Below are 16,606 nucleotides of genomic sequence, written 5' to 3'. Positions count from 1 at the left end.
CTTTTTTAGTTATTAGTCTTTATATCTGTATTCGTTTTTACTTACCAGGTAGCCATCGGCATCTTCTATGAATTCTAACCTCCCATCGGTATCGTATTTGTACTTCATCACATAACCCTTTGGATCTGTAATGGTACTTACACCCACAAGCGGTTTATACGTATAGGTAGTAACCTGGGCATCGGGCAAGCCACTTCGTATCTTATTTAGTTCTGTTTGCAAAGCTGCTTCAGTTGCCGGATCATTAATGGTGGTCATATTAAGGCCAATACCGACAGCAGTAGCCTGGGCATAGGTGGCATTTTCTACTTTTGCAACCAAATACTGGCCATCGTATCCCCAGATATAGCTGGTGTGCACACCATTTGGTTTGGATGAATCAAGAAGGTTTCCGTCATCATCATAACTATTAAATACCAAACGGGTATCCAATGAACCTGCCTCTTTGGAGGTTTTAAGTTTATCTGGCAGTATCAGTCCATTCGAATTTTTATAATCTATCTTCTGGGTACTGAGTAGTTCCATTGGATCTGTTCCTTCCTGTACGTAAGTTTCTTCCTTTAAGAGGGTTCTAACCCTGTTCTCATTAATGAGATTTTGGGCAAAGGCCTCTCCTGGTCCAACAAGATCATGTGGATAGTAGAACTTCTTGATAACCTTTTCATTATTGTTGATCGTTGTCTCTATACTGGTAGGCTGTAAATAAGAAGCATTATCATAGTTGTAATTTGTCTGCTTAGTAACAACCCTGTTCACATCATCATTATAATATGTTTTTTCTACTTCAAGTGTTGTTGTTAAGTGTCCATACTGAAGCTGATAAAAATCGGTACCATGGTATTCATAGTTGGTGTTAAAAAGGGTTATCAACAAATTATCCATTAGACTAAATCTATAAGGTATTACCGTTGTTGGCGGGAGTATTGCATAGTGGAAGGATGAGAGGTCAGCCGGGTTCATCCACACAAAATTGTCATTGTATGATTTTTCGGTTAAAGACTTTAGGGGTATTTCAGTCTTCCGGTCTGCCCCGTACCGCCAGTCTTCCATAAAGGGAATCATAGGGTTTATATAAACTTGTGGTAATTCATAGAATCGATACGTGTTAATTCCTGTAAGCTTTACATTGTTGTCATTTTTATCTACAAAATCCTCGGTAACCCTTGTATAATTTACATTACCCGCACTAGTGGTAATTAAGGGAACAACTGCCATGGAAGATTCAGTAATAGCTTGGGCATCTCTACCTATGAAATAAGGAACCCTTAAGACCCTTCCACTTGTTTTTACCGAGTCTTCTAAAACATATTTATACTCTCTTACTTTTGCCAGGGTAGTTGCATCGGTATATTCTTCAATTTTCTTTATGCGCTGACCTCCAACAGGTATTTCAACTTCATTGTAACTATCATAGAAGTTGATCTCATCTTTAGCAACTCTGCATTTAACATCGAAGGTTACCAGATCATCATCAATTTCAAATTTAGAGACTACTGGGGGGCTTACTTCGTTTCTAATTTCAAATTCCAGAACATAAACTCCGGTACGAAGAAAACGACTCTCCTCAGTATCATCACTAAGTAAATTAGGAATGGGAGTAAAATTTGTATCGTAGGTAATGTTACTCATATCTATTTGACTCTCATTATCAAATGCTTCAGGGTCTAAATCTGTTTTTCTTATGGTTAACCAATAGGAACATTCTCCATAATTGGGAGTACTACCGGGGTCGGTAAAACAAATGTTAGCGAAGTGTTGGCTATGATCAATAACCTGATCAATAGCATAGTAAAAGACCGCTCTTCTGTGCGCAGTCAAACCTTCCATTTCATTATCAAGCAAAAAGGTTCGTCCGTTCAAAATAAGTGGTTTCCTAAATATGTACTTTCTCTCTGAAAAGTCAACTACGTATTCATAATCATCTTCTCGTGAGTTAAAATTAATCACTTTTTCATCTGAAGGAACCAAACGGAAGCCAAAAGCGTTCCCGGATACCGTAGTTGCCCTGTTGTTCTCATAGATAAGCTTGGTAGAACCCCCTTCCGGGTAGGTGATTTTTTTTAGCAAACCCGATTGAGCATAATCCTGTTCAATGTGGCGATAGGGGTAGTTTGTATATTTTTTAGAATAATTAAAGAGCAAAGTGTTATTATTATTGGCTCCATTGTAGTAGCCCCAAAAATCCTGAGCGTAGGAGTTTCGGTGTGGCAGTGGATTATCATTATAGTAGTCAAAGGTATATTTATAACTCTCCTGTGAACTATTATCAAAAACAACCACTTCATCCAGGAACATTCTTTTCATATAAGGCAAGTATGCCGATTGATTGTTTGAATCATACAAATAGGTTCCTGTCACACTTCCTGCACAACCATATATATTATAGCTTGGATAACTAGCTGCTGTAGTATAGGAATAGTTTAGATCATACTTTCTGACCAAAGCATCTTCGCTATTAAAAACTTGGATGTATTTTAAAGATCTTCCATTGGGATAGTCCTCTCTAGTTAAACTTGACCGAATAAAGTTAATATGTCCAAATTCTCCGCTAATAGAATATAACTGTCTTGATTTCCCTGATGATTCTACATAGGTAGTTTTAAGATTGTTTGCCTGACTTGTATCTACATTATGCGCATTGGATTGTCCGGAAAAAGTACAATCCGTATAGGTATCCTCCGTGTAGTAGCCAAAGATGATCTCTTCACCGGAATAGGAGGTTATCTTTGAGAGGTTCCATGTCTGGGTATAACTGGGGGTAACAGGTTCAAAAGGGTAATCCTGCGGGAGGTTATCGACAGATTCCAACGTATATGAATCTGTCGTATCTAAAATATTCCCTTCAACAAAATGATATACGTTTCCATTGGTGTCGGTAATATCCCAGGAGGTAATATTGTGATAACTATTGAAGGATGCAGTTATCTTGTTATCCGTTTTAGGAAAAGACTTTATTTCTCCATATGGATTATTGGTATCTCGTACTTGGTTGAACATAAATTTTCCGGAGATTCCGGGAGCTGAATAACTAAAAACATCCGGTTCAAAATCCAGAGTTTGGTTTCTGATTCTGGTATTGGTAAAATCGACACAGTTACCATTTCCATTAACACAGGCATCGTAAATCTCCGAGGTAGTAAAAGGGGTTCTGATGTATCCGTACTGATGGTCATCACTTAAATGTCGAACCGTTCGGGTGATACTTCCTCCGGCAATAATATTCCATCCCTGTCCTGTCCAGGGAGCTACCTCATTTACACGAACACCTCCTGAGTGATAGCTAAGTCGAACCGGTACTGAAATATCATCTAAAGGAATGGTCAAAATTGGAATTCCAATTTGAGGAATCCCGGAATTTTTAGATACCGGAACTTCCTCGTACTTCATAATTGAAGCAACATCAGGAGTTTGCGGGACAATAGGGAGGTGAGATTCTCCAAGGGTTATTTGTGAAAAAGAAAAAAAACTGTATAACAGCAAAGCTGAAAAAAGAAGGAGGTTTTTCATAGAAATGAGGTTTAAAATGTACAACAAAACAATACCAATAATAGCCAAGGCATATCACCTTAACATCATCAATATGCTATTTTAATTCAACGGGGAGATGTTCAAAGTTATCTATTTTTTCTCAAAAAAATATGATAAATGTCATAAACTAAAATGTTTTTTCATCCTTTAAGTTTCAAATTTCTAAATGAAAATACTTTTGATAATGGATACCTCCCATCCTCCTCTTTAAAAAATTACAGATGTAGCTTTGGTAGGAGGAGGGCAATACCCCCAACCCGGAGAAATATCCTTAGCGCACAACGGAGTTTTATTTTTGGATGAACTACCCGAATTCAAGCGCAGTGTGTTAGAGGTGATGCGACAACCGTTAGAAGACCGCGATGTAACTATTTCCAGGGCAAGATTTACAGTAACCTATCCTTCCAGTTTTATGTTGGTAGCAAGTATGAATCCCAGTCCCAGCGGGTACTTTAATGACCCGGACGCACCCATGACCTCATTACCTGTCGAAATGCAACGTTATTTGGGTAAGATATCAGGTCCTTTACTGGACCGTATTGATATTCATATTGAAGTCACTCCCGTTCCTTTTGAAAAGCTCAGTGAAGACAGAAGGGGAGAAGCGAGTATTGTGATCAGGGAACGGGTCACAAAAGCTCGTAGGCTACAAACAGAGCGTTTTGCGGAATTTGACAAAATCCATTATAATGCTCAAATGGGTGTGAAGCAGATTCGAAGATTTTGTAAGCTGGATGATGCTTCCATGCAATTACTAAAAACAGCTATGGAGCAGCTAAATCTTTCGGCACGAGCGTACGATCGTATTTTAAAAGTAGCACGTACCATCGCCGATCTGGATGCTTCAGGAGCTATTACTGGCGATCATATTTCCGAAGCCATTCAGTACAGAAGTTTAGACAGAGATGGTTGGTTGGGGTGAAATTATCTAACGTGCGACTCACTCCATCGTTGCTATTAAATACTATTTGTTAGTAGATTTTTGTATTGATAGAGAAAATGTAATCGGAAAGGAAAAAAGAACCATTTTTTGAACCTAAAAAAACTCGATTAGAGGAAAGCTTTCTCAAGTCTTAACGACTATCTTATGAAAGATAAATACCATACTTGAAAAATGAGACGGCTATTGTTTTTCTTTTTGATTGGATTCAATTGCATGCAATTGGTTTATTCCCAGCAAGTTAAATTGCAATTTCGGCTAGTTGATGAAACAACCCAAAAGTCAATATCAGATGCCAATATATTCATAAATAACTCCCGTCTTGGCACGGCAAGTGATATCAATGGCTACTTTGAACTTAAAGTTTCTCGACACAATACTCAAGAACTAATTATTACACATTTGTTATACGAAACGCTAATAATCAGTTCTGAGCATTATCACAGCCTTGAGAAAGGTTTCACAATAGAAATGCAGAGTAAAAATGAAAACTTAAATGAGATTGTACTCTCTGCTAAAAATAATAACAAATGGAAGAGGAATTTTAGAAGATTTAAAAAAACACTATTGGGGAAAGGTAAAGCTGCCTCAAAGTGTAAAATCTTGAATCCAGAGGTATTGCAATTCGAAGAAAAGAATGAAAATTTGTCGGCAAAGGCGATGGATCTCTTACATATCGAAAATGACTATTTAGGATATACTATTCGTTTCTGGCTTGAGGAGTTATCAATAGAAAAGAATGGTTCTACTTATTATAAAGGCTATGCCCATTTTATTGACAAAGCAGAAGCTAATGATACTCGATACATTAATAGAAGGAAAAAACACTATACTCAAAGCATACCACACTTTTTAAGAAGTCTATTGGAAAGTACCAACAAAGCTGAGCTAAAAGGCCTTGGCTATGAACTTTCATTTGAAAGATATGAAAACGGAGAGTTTGAGACGATCCCGATGCCATCAGATCCAAGTACGCTTATCCACACTGATTCTGTCACTGGAGGGTATCGATTATATTTTCCGGAAATTTTGAGGGTTGAGCATATTGGGCTAAAAGTATCTTCTGCTGATCAGGTAAAAGTTGGTGTATCCTCTGCAGAACAGCAAGCATTTGGGTCTAGTAGCACTCAATCACTAGGTAGTAATAGACAAAATGCAGTTTCTCGACTGTATAATATCGAGCCATATCTGTTATTTGATAATCGAGGGAATATCATCAATAAATCGGCTGTTAGAGAATACGGCTATTGGGCGGAGCAGCGTCTGGCTACTAACGTACCTATTGACTACAATGTAAATTCGGATATGAATACAGAGGTGTTAGCATCAAAACCGATTGACACCTTATCTATTTTTCAAAACCTCATTGGACCTGATAAAATAAAAAAGGAAGAATCATTAAAATTTTTACAAGATAATTGGTCTCAGATTTATTTAGCTCCATTACTTGATATTTTGAGGTTAAGTCAGGACGATTGGCAACAGCAAGTAATTAGATCTTTATTAGACGAAAATGTACCAGCTATTAAAGCTGATTTTTTTAATGGCATCCAATCGCTGTGGAATGACCCACCCAATTATGGGAACTACTATGCGGATTTTAAAGCATACCTCTATAGTGCTTTGGACCCTGCTTTTTATCAATACTTTAATAAAAGAGGTAATCAAGCTAAAATTCGCTTGGATGAAATCATTTGGGGAGGGGTACGCCAGGACGGTATCCCGTCACTAATTTTGCCTAAATCGATATTGGCAAGTCAAGCCTCTTATCTTACAGATACTGATGTTGTTTTTGGTTTAGTCATTAATGGAGAGGCTCGTGCTTATCCAAAACGTATTCTTGCATGGCATGAACTCCTTAATGATGAAATAGGTGAACAATCCATTACAGTGGTGTATTGTACGCTCTGCGGGACAGTTATAATATATGATAATGAATTCAATGGAGTAAAGCATAAACTAGGAACCAGTGGTTTTCTCTATCGCTCCAATAAACTAATGTATGATCAAGCTACTCAATCTTTATGGAGTACTTTCCTGGGTCAGCCAGTTGTTGGACCTCTGGTCGATCAGAATATTGAGTTAACGACGTTACCTGTAGAAACTACTAGTTGGGGAGATTGGCGTCTGAGACACCCAAATACTAAGGTGCTCTCTATTGAAACCGGGCATGATAGGAATTATGACAAGGGAGAAGCCTATAAGGAGTATTTTGCACATGACAACCTGATGTTTCCAGTAGTAAGGCTTGACAAGCGTTTGCCCAATAAAACCAGAGTATTTATTCCCCGTCCGAAAAATTTTGCAGCACAACCATTAGCTATTTCCGTAGATTTTTTAAAACGCAAAAGAATTTATCAGGATCAGATAGAAGAGCAGAAAATTTTAATCATCACTGAAAGTAATGGAGCCAGCCGTGCATATGGAATTGATGACCAGCATTTCAAATCATATAAGAATGGAAGGTTGCTGGACAATAAAAGCGAAGAATGGGTAGTCACAGAAGATGCTCTAATTGGCCCAGAGGGAGATCGTCTGTTGAGACTTCCCGCTCATGAGGCTTTTTGGTTTGCATGGATCAATGTTTTTCCAGAGACTAGAATCATCTATTAATTGCATCACAGTAACATTATGTGTGCATGTTTCATTTTAAAAAAATACAATCATCATTTATTGCAAAAAACCTCTCATCTAGGGAAAAGCTTCTCTTTTAATTATGACAAATAATAGTGACATATTATATACTATAACAGATGTGGTTTTGTTGGGAGGTGGGTAGTACCCACAACCCGGCGAGATAACGGTTTTGTTTATTTCAATTTCAATATTTTTCCAGACAGAAAACTGTTTAATGTTTTTTAATTTTTATTTAACAAAATAGTATTCATTATATATTATTTTAGTGGCTGTTATATAAGGACGATTGAAATGTTAAAACAGACCATAACCTTCTTAATATTGACAATGACTATTTCATTGGCCACACTTCCTGTTATATTCATACAAATTAATAATCATGTTGATATTATCCTACTTATGGATATAAGTGAAGAAAAAGAATCTATGCAAGATTCAGAAGTGAATAACTTCGAAATAACAAATGTGGGTTCGTCACTTCATACAGTAATTAAAAAAAAGACAATCGATAATCTGTTACTACATAATTCTAAACCATATATAAGCACAGTTTCTCCTCCTCCCGAACAGCACACAGCATAATTCCGTTTTAATTGCCAAAAAATAGGTTCAATTTGATAATTACCTTCTTTTAATTGAAGAAATATTAAAAGGGCTGTGGCTTTATTCTAGCTATAAAATTATTTAAAAATGACCTGCTTTTAAGCATCGTAAGCAGCTATTACCCATCCTTTTATTTGGCTATTGTGTTGAATATTATTTGAAAAACAAAACTCGAATGAAAAAACTGAAAATACTCATGTTATTAATGTTTCCATTTATGGGTTATTCCCAGAATAGTGATTTGGGAAATTGGCTCTTGTTTTTTGGAAACAAAAAAATCAATGAAAAGATAAATTGGCATAACGAAGTTCAATATCGTAATTATAATGCAATTGGAGATTTAGAGCAATTACTTTTAAGGACAGGATTAGGATATAATTTAGCCGATAATAACAACGTACTAGTCGGTTATGCCTATATACTAAGTCAGAATTATGACGAAACTAACAACGACAAGACTGACGTAAATGAACATAGAATTTTCCAACAGTTTATAACCAAACAACAAATAGGAAGAGTTAATATACAACATCGATATCGGATTGAACAACGTTTTATTGAAGAAAATTTTAAGATGCGCTTTCGATATTTATTAGGCTTAAGTGTTCCCTTAAATAAAAAAGAAATGATTGATAAAGCTCTATATGCTACGACATACAATGAAATATTTTTAAACACCGAAGAGAATGTTTTTGATAGAAACCGTCTTTTTGGAGGTCTGGGCTATAGATTCAATAAATTAATACGAGTTGAATTGGGCTATATGAATCAATTTCTAAACAATGCTAACAGGGATCAAATTAACATAATCACCTTTTTAAATTTTTAATTATGAAAAAAATAAGTAAAATATTGGTATTAGCGTTTATATTATTCGCTTATACATCCTGTAATGAAGAAAAAAAATCCGATTCTGCAGAAATAGATATTAAAGAAACAGAAATGGCTCTTCAACCCCTTGTAGAAGATGTATTAACTAAAGAACAACAAGAAGCTTTAACTCCGGATGAAGTAATAAAAATTCTTAAAGACGGGAATATTCGTTTTATAAATAATGACCTTACAGCTAGAGACCATTCTAAACAAGTTAGAAATAGTACCTTTTCACAATTTCCTAAAGCGATAGTTTTGTCTTGTGTAGACAGTAGAGTTCCGGTCGAAGATGTCTTTGACAGAGGTATTGGTGACTTATTTGTTGCAAGAGTAGCAGGTAATTTTGTAAATGAGGATATCTTGGGAAGTATGGAATTTGCCTGTAAAGTATCTGGTTCTAAGTTAATTCTGGTGATGGGTCATGAACATTGTGGAGCAGTTAAGGCTGCAGTTGATGATGTGAAGTTAGGAAACATTACACCAATGCTTCAAAAAATACGACCAGCTGTCGAAAGTGTAGATTATACAGGAGAAAGAAATGCTAAAAATGAAGAATTTGTTCATATGGTATGTGAAAATAATGTAAAAAACACTTTAGATCAAATTAGAATTAACAGTCCGATTTTGAAAGAAATGGAAGATAACGAACTAATTAAAATTGTAGGGGCTGTATATGATATGGATACCGGTGAAGTAAATTGGTTAGAATAAAATAATAGCGGTTTGGGCATTTGCTCAAACCGCTTTCTATTCTTGTCGGCAGGAAAGAACCTTCAAGACCAGGCCTGAGTAATAACCTAGTCAAAAACCCGGATCCATTATACCGTTTGGTTGTTTGTTTTATAAGGTATTGCAATACAAACTTCAACACCTTTATTATCATTTGTATTCTTGATCTCAAATTTATAATTATTTCCGTATAGTGTTAGAAATCGATCTTTGCAGTTAGATAATCCGGTTCCTTTTCCTAATAAATCTTTAAAGGGAGATGTTAAAAGTTCTCCGTTGTTTTCGATCCTAATATGAAGAAAACGTCCTTTTCTGAAAATGATCAAATTAATTTTTAATTCTGTTTTGTTATATGAATACCCGTGCTTTATTGAGTTTTCAATCAAAGGCTGAAGAATCATAGTAGGAAGTTGTGCATCATCAAGACCACTCTCTATTCTTTGTTCTATTACCAAATGATCTGAAAAACGAACTAAAATAATATCAATATATTTATTTAATAAACTTAGTTCTTGCTGCAGTGGAATTGTGTTCTCATCTTTGAATTCAAGAATATCTCTAAATAAATCTCCAAAATCTGCTACTAAGTTTTGAGATTTTTCAGTATCAATTTCTATTAATGATGAGATGCTGTTTAGTGTATTAAATATGAAGTGAGGATGTAATTGAGCCTTTAACATATTCAATTTAGTATCGGAAAGTTGGGCCTGTAACTTGGATTTTTGAAGCTCAATATTCTTTACTTTCTTAATATAATAATATACATTTATAATTCCGATCATAGCAAAATAGGCTAGAAAATTAAGTTCAATGATCGACATAAAATGATATATGGATAAGTTATAGAGAAACCCGCCATTCTCTACAGTATAGTCTCCTGCGATAAATCCAATTAACCCGGCAAAGAAAAAAACAAAATATCCTATAAAAAATGAAAAGAAAATATGTATTACAACAATTTTTTTCCAGCTATATCCCTTTTCAAACATCTTTTTAGTTAGAAAACTCATGATGATCATGAATATTAACACAAAGACCCAGTCCAAAAAAATATTGAACGTCAATAACTCCCACCAGGTCCTTTTTAGAAAACTCTCTCCATTTATTTTTAGGTAGGCCTTTTTAGAAAAATTTATAATTGTAAATAATGTATAAAACAGTACCAGGTATTTTAAAAGCTTTAAGTCTATAAACTTCTTCATTATTAGATACCGGTTATGTTTTGAAAATCCTTTTTGTAACCTTTACTCACTCTAAACAATTTTCCATCGATCATTTTAACATCGATTTCGCCATAATTTGAATGAATTATTTTATCAATATAATCTAAGTTGATTATTGTGGATCTGTGTATCCTTAAAAAAGAACCGGTACTTAGTTCTTTTAAAATATCTGTTAGTGAAAGACGATGAGTAAAAACTTTTTCATTCAAGAAAACATCTACATAGCTTCCGGATGCCAATATATATTTGACATCTTCTAAATCAAGAAATAGTGTTGTGTTCCCCGATTTAACAGGTAATTTTTTACGTATGGAGATTTCTTCTGCGGAAGAGGTTTCAAGATGTTTTAATAAACGATCTATTTTATTGTCCCTTGACGATTCATTTTTGTTTTTGAAATGTTCCAGAACTCTATTGATAGATGTAATGAATCGATCTTTCCGAAAAGGTTTCAAGAGGTAATCAAAAGCTAAAAACTCAAAAGCCTCTACAGCATATGTATCATATGCTGTCACAAAGATGATCATAGGTCTTCTTTTTGAGTCTATACTTCTTAAGACATCAAACCCGGACATGTCTTTCATTTGAATATCCAGAAAGATTATATCAGGATTCATCTCATTAATAAGATGAACAGCCATTTTCCCTGTCCCACATTTTTCCAGTAATTCAAATTCAGGTATTTTCTTCAATAGATTATAGAGCCTCTTTCTGGCAAGAGGTTCATCATCAATTATCAAATAGGTTAATTTCACTGAAAGATGATTTATGAAGTTAAAGCATAAAAATACTATTCTTAAATGTTAAAGATAAGGCGAATACTTATTTCTAAAACCATTTTTAATCAATTCAAAACAGTATTTTAGCTGTTGAAGTCAAAAAATAGTCTCCCTGCATCTTTATCCGCTTTTTTAGGTACTACTCTTCAATTAAAGCAAAATATAGGTAGTTCATTGAAAATTAAAACCCGTTCGCAACAAACTAATGCTGAGTATTTAGTATTAACATTAATTTTCTTAAAAATTCAAAGAAAAAGATGCATTCACCAGATCACATATTTGATGTATCAAAAATTAGTATATCAAATAAAGAAGAGATTTCACAATTTATAAGCCCTACAAAGACTATCTTTTATACAATAGAGCGAACAATAAAGGAATACCGTAAATTCTGTCAAAAAAATATTTCCGAACAAATAGGTGATATTACCTTGGATCAGGCTCTTATTCTGATAGTGATCAAGGATAATGACAACATATCTCAAATAGAAATTGCCAAACTAATATTTAAAGATTATGCTTCTATCACTCGAATGATTGACCTATTGGTTAAAAAGGAGTATTTAACACGAACTACAAATCACAAAGACCGCCGAAGGTCTGATCTCATAATTTCAAACAAAGGGAATACTGCACTTAAGAAGCTTATTCCAATTATTCAGAGAAATAGAGAAATTGCCATAAAACACCTTACTGAAATTGAAATATCACTATTACAGGATACTTTAAATAAAATCACACTCTCTATAAAAAGCAATTTTTAACAAAAAATAACAGAAAGCATTATCTAAGTTTAGAAATGCATAAATAGACAAATATATACTTAACCATTAGAATAATGGAAAACCCAATAAGGGTTATTGAGGTAAAAGAATGTTATATGAAAAAAAGAAAAATACTATTGATTTCAGCTATGCTGTTGTTTCTGTTTTTGTTAACAAAAAAATGGGAAACAACAATACATAGTGAAAATTTTGAAACAGAGGCGGCTATCAAAACTTCGGGTGCCGGAAAAAGTTTGGATATGTGGTCTTTTGAAAGAGCGTATCCTAATGAGACAGTACCTACCGAAAAGTATCTTTTGGCTTATGAAGAAAAGAAATTAATGGAAAAAAATAGGCCCAGGTCTTTTGGGGGAGGATGGGAGAGTTTAGGGCCCGAAAACATAGGAGGAAGAACACTATCTCTTGCGTTCCATCCTACAGATCCCGATATTATTTTTGCAGGTTCGGCAAGTGGAGGTTTGTGGAAAACAACCTCGCGAGGTGTCGGACGATTTGCTTGGGAATATATTCCCACGGGATTTCCGGTATTAGGAGTAGGATCTGTTGCAATAGATCAAAATGATCCTAATATCATTTTCATTGGAACAGGAGAAACCTATGGTACTGGATTAGCCGAACCAGGGACTATTAACAGAGCTACAAGAGGGACTTATGGCATTGGCATATTGCGATCGATGGATGGTGGAATTTCATGGTCTCAAGTATTACAGTTTAACATGAGTAGTATTAAAGGTGTTATGGATATTGAAATTAATAACCAAAATTCTTCCGAAATATACGCAGCTACTTCAGATGGTTTATATAGAAGCCTTAATGGCGGTGATACCTGGGTATTGGTCTTTAACCAAATAAATTGTTTTGATGTGGAAATTGATCCAAATAATGGAGACATAATATATGTAACTCAAGGTAATTTTAATAATGCTTTAGACCCTAACCTTAGTGGGATCTTCAAGTCTACAGATGGAGGAAACACTTTTAATGAACTTCTTGCCCCGGGTTTGTTAAATGCCTGGTCTGGAAATGCTAAATTGGCAATTGACCCATCAAATTCTAATACATTATATGCATCTATACAAGTAAGTTGGTTTAATACTGGCACAACGACACCTGGAGGTGTTTTTAAATCTACTGATGCAGGAAATACCTGGTCAAATATTAACAATCAAAATATTGCGCAATTTCAAGGATGGTACTCACATGATATTGCTATTAATCCCGATGACCCTACAGAGATTATTAATGTAGGTGTTCAAGTATGGAAATCTACCGATTCAGGAGTAAACTTCATTCAAAAAGCGACCAATTCATGGACTATGGGGCAGGTTTCTGTTGATTTTCCGGAAGGAGCAGATGATTATGTACATTCAGATGTTCATGCTGTTTATTACCATCCGCTAGTTCCTAATAGTATATTTTTTGCTACGGATGGAGGTGTGTTCTCATCAATTGATGGAGGAGAAACCTTTGTGACCCATAATGGAGGTTTACAAACAACTCAATTCTATTCTAATATGGGAAGTTCAGCCAGTAATCCTGATTTTTGTATTGGTGGGACTCAGGATAATGGAACTCATGTATACAGGGGGGAACCAGCGTGGTTTAGAGTTACGGGAGGAGATGGTATGTCAGCATCAGTGCGACCTGATAATGATCAAATTGTGTTTGCATCTACCCAAGGACTCAATATGAGAAAATCGTTAAATGGAGGAGCATCATTTTTTATTATAGCTCCTAATATACCAAATGAGAATAGAGCCTTTTCTGCACCATACGAAGTCGCGCCTTCCAATAATGATATTATATATGCCGGAGCACTTTTTCTTTATAAGAATTCTGAGGGTGGTAGTATAAATTGGACGGCAACATCTGCTCAGCCTGTAGATGGTACAAATGTCATCACAACTATTGCAGTTTCTCCTCTCAATCCGGATAAAATATTCGTGGCAACTGCCCCGGATCCATTTGTGGGAGGCGTTCCACATATTTTTAAATCTACTGATGGAGGGCAAACTTTTACTATATCCAACCTTAATCTTCCAATAAGAGTCTATAAGGATATTGAATTTGATCCAATAAATGACAATATAGTTTATGTCACTTTTTCGGGATTTGGTACCGCAGGCCATGTTTTTAGATCTATAGATAGTGGTGCTACTTGGTCTAATATTGATAATGGGTTACCTAACCTTCCTACCAATACTATTGCCATAGACCCTTTAAACTCTGATAATATTTATGTTGGAAATGATCTCGGGGTTTATTTTTCTGAAAATAGTGGAAACTCCTGGGAGCTTTTTAGTGAAGGACTACCCGAAGCAACCATGATTTATGATCTTAATGTTTCTCCTTCTAATAGAAAACTTCGTATTGCTACTCACGGACACGGAATTTGGGAAAGAAGTTTTGTTAATGACCCGCTTTCAGTTACGGACCTTAACATTGAAGCTAGTAAATTTAAAGTTTATCCCAATCCGGCTTCGGGTATGGTTACTATAGAGATTAATTCTAATGAAACCTTGGAAGAAGCCACTCTTGAGATCTATTCTGTTTTAGGGCAAAAACTAGCATCTATTTACTCTGGGAATTTGATAACCGGATCTAACAAATTTTCTTTTAATGCTAAACAATTTCAGTCAGGCAACTATTTTATAAAGTTAACTACTGAAGGAAAATCAACTTTAAAACAACTAATAATAAAATAGTTATGAAAATAATAACATTCCTTTTATTTATATCATTTTTTTTCATAAGCTGTTCAAATGATGAAAAAACAATAGTGCAAGATGAAACAGGTGTAAAGATATTATCATTTAACCCTTCTTCAGGACAGTGTAAGGATGTAATTACAATTATCGGCGAAAATTTTGGAGCTGACATACATGATAATATTGTTTCTATTAATGGTGCTTTGGTAGAAATAGTTGAAGCTTCAGTTACAGTAATAAAGGTCTTGGTGCCCCTTGAAGCAACTACTGGTAAAATTACCGTAACTGTTGGAAGTAATGAAGGAGTAAGTGAGTCAGACTTTGAAGTTTTGAAGCCTGATGCACCTATTATTACTAAGATGTCGGCAGGAGGAGGACTTGCACAAGATATAGTTACAATAGAAGGCGAGAATTTTGGAGATGTTTTTGAAGATGTTTCTGTTACGTTTGGAAGCTTAGAAGCCAATATTGAAGAATTTTCGTCAACATTAATTAAAGTAATTATACCAGAATCTGCTCAAACAGCCAAAATAAAAATTGAGATTAAATGTCAAATTGTTGAAAGTGAAGATGATTTTATCATTTTCACAACAGATATAAATCAGGTATTAGATGACTTTGTAGTAAATAATCCTTTAGTCCCTTCAGCTTCTTTGGCAGTTGTAAAAAATGGAAAATCGTTTTACACATATGGCTCGGGATATTATGATCATGAGCAAACCAAAATTACCGATAAGTCAACATTGTATATGTCATCTTCTATCTCCAAATTAGTTGTTTCTATAGCAGTAATGCAGCAGGTTGAAGCTGGTCGATTGGATTTGGATGCAGATGTAAGTAATTATTTACCATTTAGTGTAAGAAACACCAATTTTCCGTCTACAGTTATAACAGCCAGAATGCTAATGAAGCATTCAGCTTCATTAGCGCATCCGAATTCTGGAGAAATAACTCCTTTGGTTTTAAACTTGGAAGACCCCAATTTGGCAATTCAATTGCACCCAATGATTGAAGATGTATTAACACCGGGAAGCCCAGTTTACAACTCACAAATATGGCTAAATATTAACCCTGGAAACTTAACTAAAAACTCAAATCTTGGAATTACATTATTAGGATTTCTTGTTGAAGAATTATCTGGTATGCACTACAACGATTATACGAGAACTAACATATTTGATGCACTGGGAATGAATGATTCTAGTTTTTATTATCCGGATTTGGACCAAGGGAACGTTGCAGATATCTATCTGGACCCTACAAATAGTAATCCATTAGAGCCCTTTTCTTATTGGTTTTATCCCGCATTGATGATGCATACATCTGGCGAAGATTGGTCAAAGCTTATGTTGGCGATGCTTAATGATGGAACCTTCAATAATTCTCAGATACTACAAGATTCATCTATTGAGCAATTACTGGAAATGACCACTCCGGTAAATAATGATCTTCCTTATAATTCTAATATTGGATTAATATGGAGAGAAGCAGCAGTAAATGCCGGTTGGTACGGTCATACAGGTGCCGGTGTAGTGACACATATTACAGAGATAAATCCTGAAAGCGGAGTAGGGTATATTTTATTTACTAATGAAGGCGCAATAGATAATCTGGTAGGACCAGGAAGTGCTTTAAATTTAATTATTCACCAGTGGTTAAATGAACTTCAATGAAAATTTTAATTAGTAATATAAATAATATTGACTTTATGATAAACAGAAAGAGAACTCAAAAATTTAAACCAAAAATCTAATTGAAAAATAGATTATGAAAACATTTTATTTCAAAACAATTAATAACA

The 16,606-nt window shown here is 34.9% G+C and carries 10 protein-coding genes and 1 pseudogene; 8 read left to right on the top strand and 3 right to left on the bottom strand.

Translation table 11 applies throughout. The features are described 5' to 3' along the window. Nucleotides 1-12: 12 nt before the first annotated feature. The gene (locus tag ACY2RT_RS12190) at nucleotides 13-3,507 is read right to left on the bottom strand and encodes a hypothetical protein (RefSeq protein ID WP_490156198.1); all 3,495 of its coding nucleotides are present in this window, start codon (nucleotides 3,505-3,507) and stop codon (nucleotides 13-15) included. A 235-nt stretch (nucleotides 3,508-3,742) separates the two neighbouring features. Between ACY2RT_RS12190 and ACY2RT_RS12185 the strand changes: the two are divergent. From ACY2RT_RS12185 to ACY2RT_RS12165, 5 genes and pseudogenes are all read left to right on the top strand, one after another. After that, nucleotides 3,743-4,450, top strand: a pseudogene (locus ACY2RT_RS12185) (YifB family Mg chelatase-like AAA ATPase); the annotation flags it as partial. A gap of 192 nt (nucleotides 4,451-4,642) precedes the next feature. Continuing rightward, complete coding sequence (locus ACY2RT_RS12180) at nucleotides 4,643-7,081, top strand: DUF3179 domain-containing (seleno)protein (RefSeq protein ID WP_490156197.1); 2,439 nt, start codon at nucleotides 4,643-4,645, stop codon at nucleotides 7,079-7,081. Nucleotides 7,082-7,396: 315 nt separating this feature from the next. Next, nucleotides 7,397-7,687 carry a hypothetical protein gene (locus ACY2RT_RS12175; RefSeq protein ID WP_490156196.1) on the top strand — a complete coding sequence of 97 codons (291 nt, stop codon included), beginning with the start codon at nucleotides 7,397-7,399 and terminating at the stop codon, nucleotides 7,685-7,687. A 196-nt stretch (nucleotides 7,688-7,883) separates the two neighbouring features. Continuing rightward, on the top strand, nucleotides 7,884-8,537 hold the full coding sequence (locus ACY2RT_RS12170; RefSeq protein ID WP_490156195.1) for a DUF2490 domain-containing protein: 654 nt from the start codon (nucleotides 7,884-7,886) through the stop codon (nucleotides 8,535-8,537). A gap of 2 nt (nucleotides 8,538-8,539) precedes the next feature. Further along, on the top strand, nucleotides 8,540-9,292 hold the full coding sequence (locus ACY2RT_RS12165; protein WP_490156194.1) for a carbonic anhydrase family protein: 753 nt from the start codon (nucleotides 8,540-8,542) through the stop codon (nucleotides 9,290-9,292). Nucleotides 9,293-9,399: 107 nt separating this feature from the next. Here the strand turns inward: ACY2RT_RS12165 and ACY2RT_RS12160 are convergent, their stop codons facing one another. Both ACY2RT_RS12160 and ACY2RT_RS12155 read right to left on the bottom strand, forming a co-directional pair. Beyond that, nucleotides 9,400-10,512, bottom strand: coding sequence for a sensor histidine kinase (locus tag ACY2RT_RS12160; protein WP_490156193.1), 1,113 nt, complete (start codon nucleotides 10,510-10,512; stop codon nucleotides 9,400-9,402). A 2-nt stretch (nucleotides 10,513-10,514) separates the two neighbouring features. After that, nucleotides 10,515-11,288: a LytR/AlgR family response regulator transcription factor gene (locus tag ACY2RT_RS12155; RefSeq protein WP_490156192.1), complete on the bottom strand. Its 774-nt coding sequence runs from the start codon at nucleotides 11,286-11,288 to the stop codon at nucleotides 10,515-10,517. A gap of 281 nt (nucleotides 11,289-11,569) precedes the next feature. Here ACY2RT_RS12155 and ACY2RT_RS12150 point away from each other — a divergent pair, with 281 nt between their 5' ends. The 3 genes from ACY2RT_RS12150 (at nucleotide 11,570) to ACY2RT_RS12140 (ending at nucleotide 16,478) form a co-directional block, all read left to right on the top strand. Beyond that, nucleotides 11,570-12,076, top strand: coding sequence for a MarR family winged helix-turn-helix transcriptional regulator (locus ACY2RT_RS12150; protein ID WP_490156191.1), 507 nt, complete (start codon nucleotides 11,570-11,572; stop codon nucleotides 12,074-12,076). A 116-nt stretch (nucleotides 12,077-12,192) separates the two neighbouring features. Beyond that, nucleotides 12,193-14,802, top strand: coding sequence for a T9SS type A sorting domain-containing protein (locus ACY2RT_RS12145; protein WP_490156190.1), 2,610 nt, complete (start codon nucleotides 12,193-12,195; stop codon nucleotides 14,800-14,802). 2 nt (nucleotides 14,803-14,804) lie between these two features. Beyond that, nucleotides 14,805-16,478, top strand: coding sequence for a serine hydrolase (locus tag ACY2RT_RS12140; protein WP_490156189.1), 1,674 nt, complete (start codon nucleotides 14,805-14,807; stop codon nucleotides 16,476-16,478). Nucleotides 16,479-16,606 lie beyond the last annotated feature (128 nt).

The organism is Ulvibacter sp. 2210JD10-4, assembly GCF_058148525.1.
The sequence above is the reverse complement of the archived record's forward strand: the minus strand, read 5'-3'. Positions and strand labels throughout refer to the sequence as shown.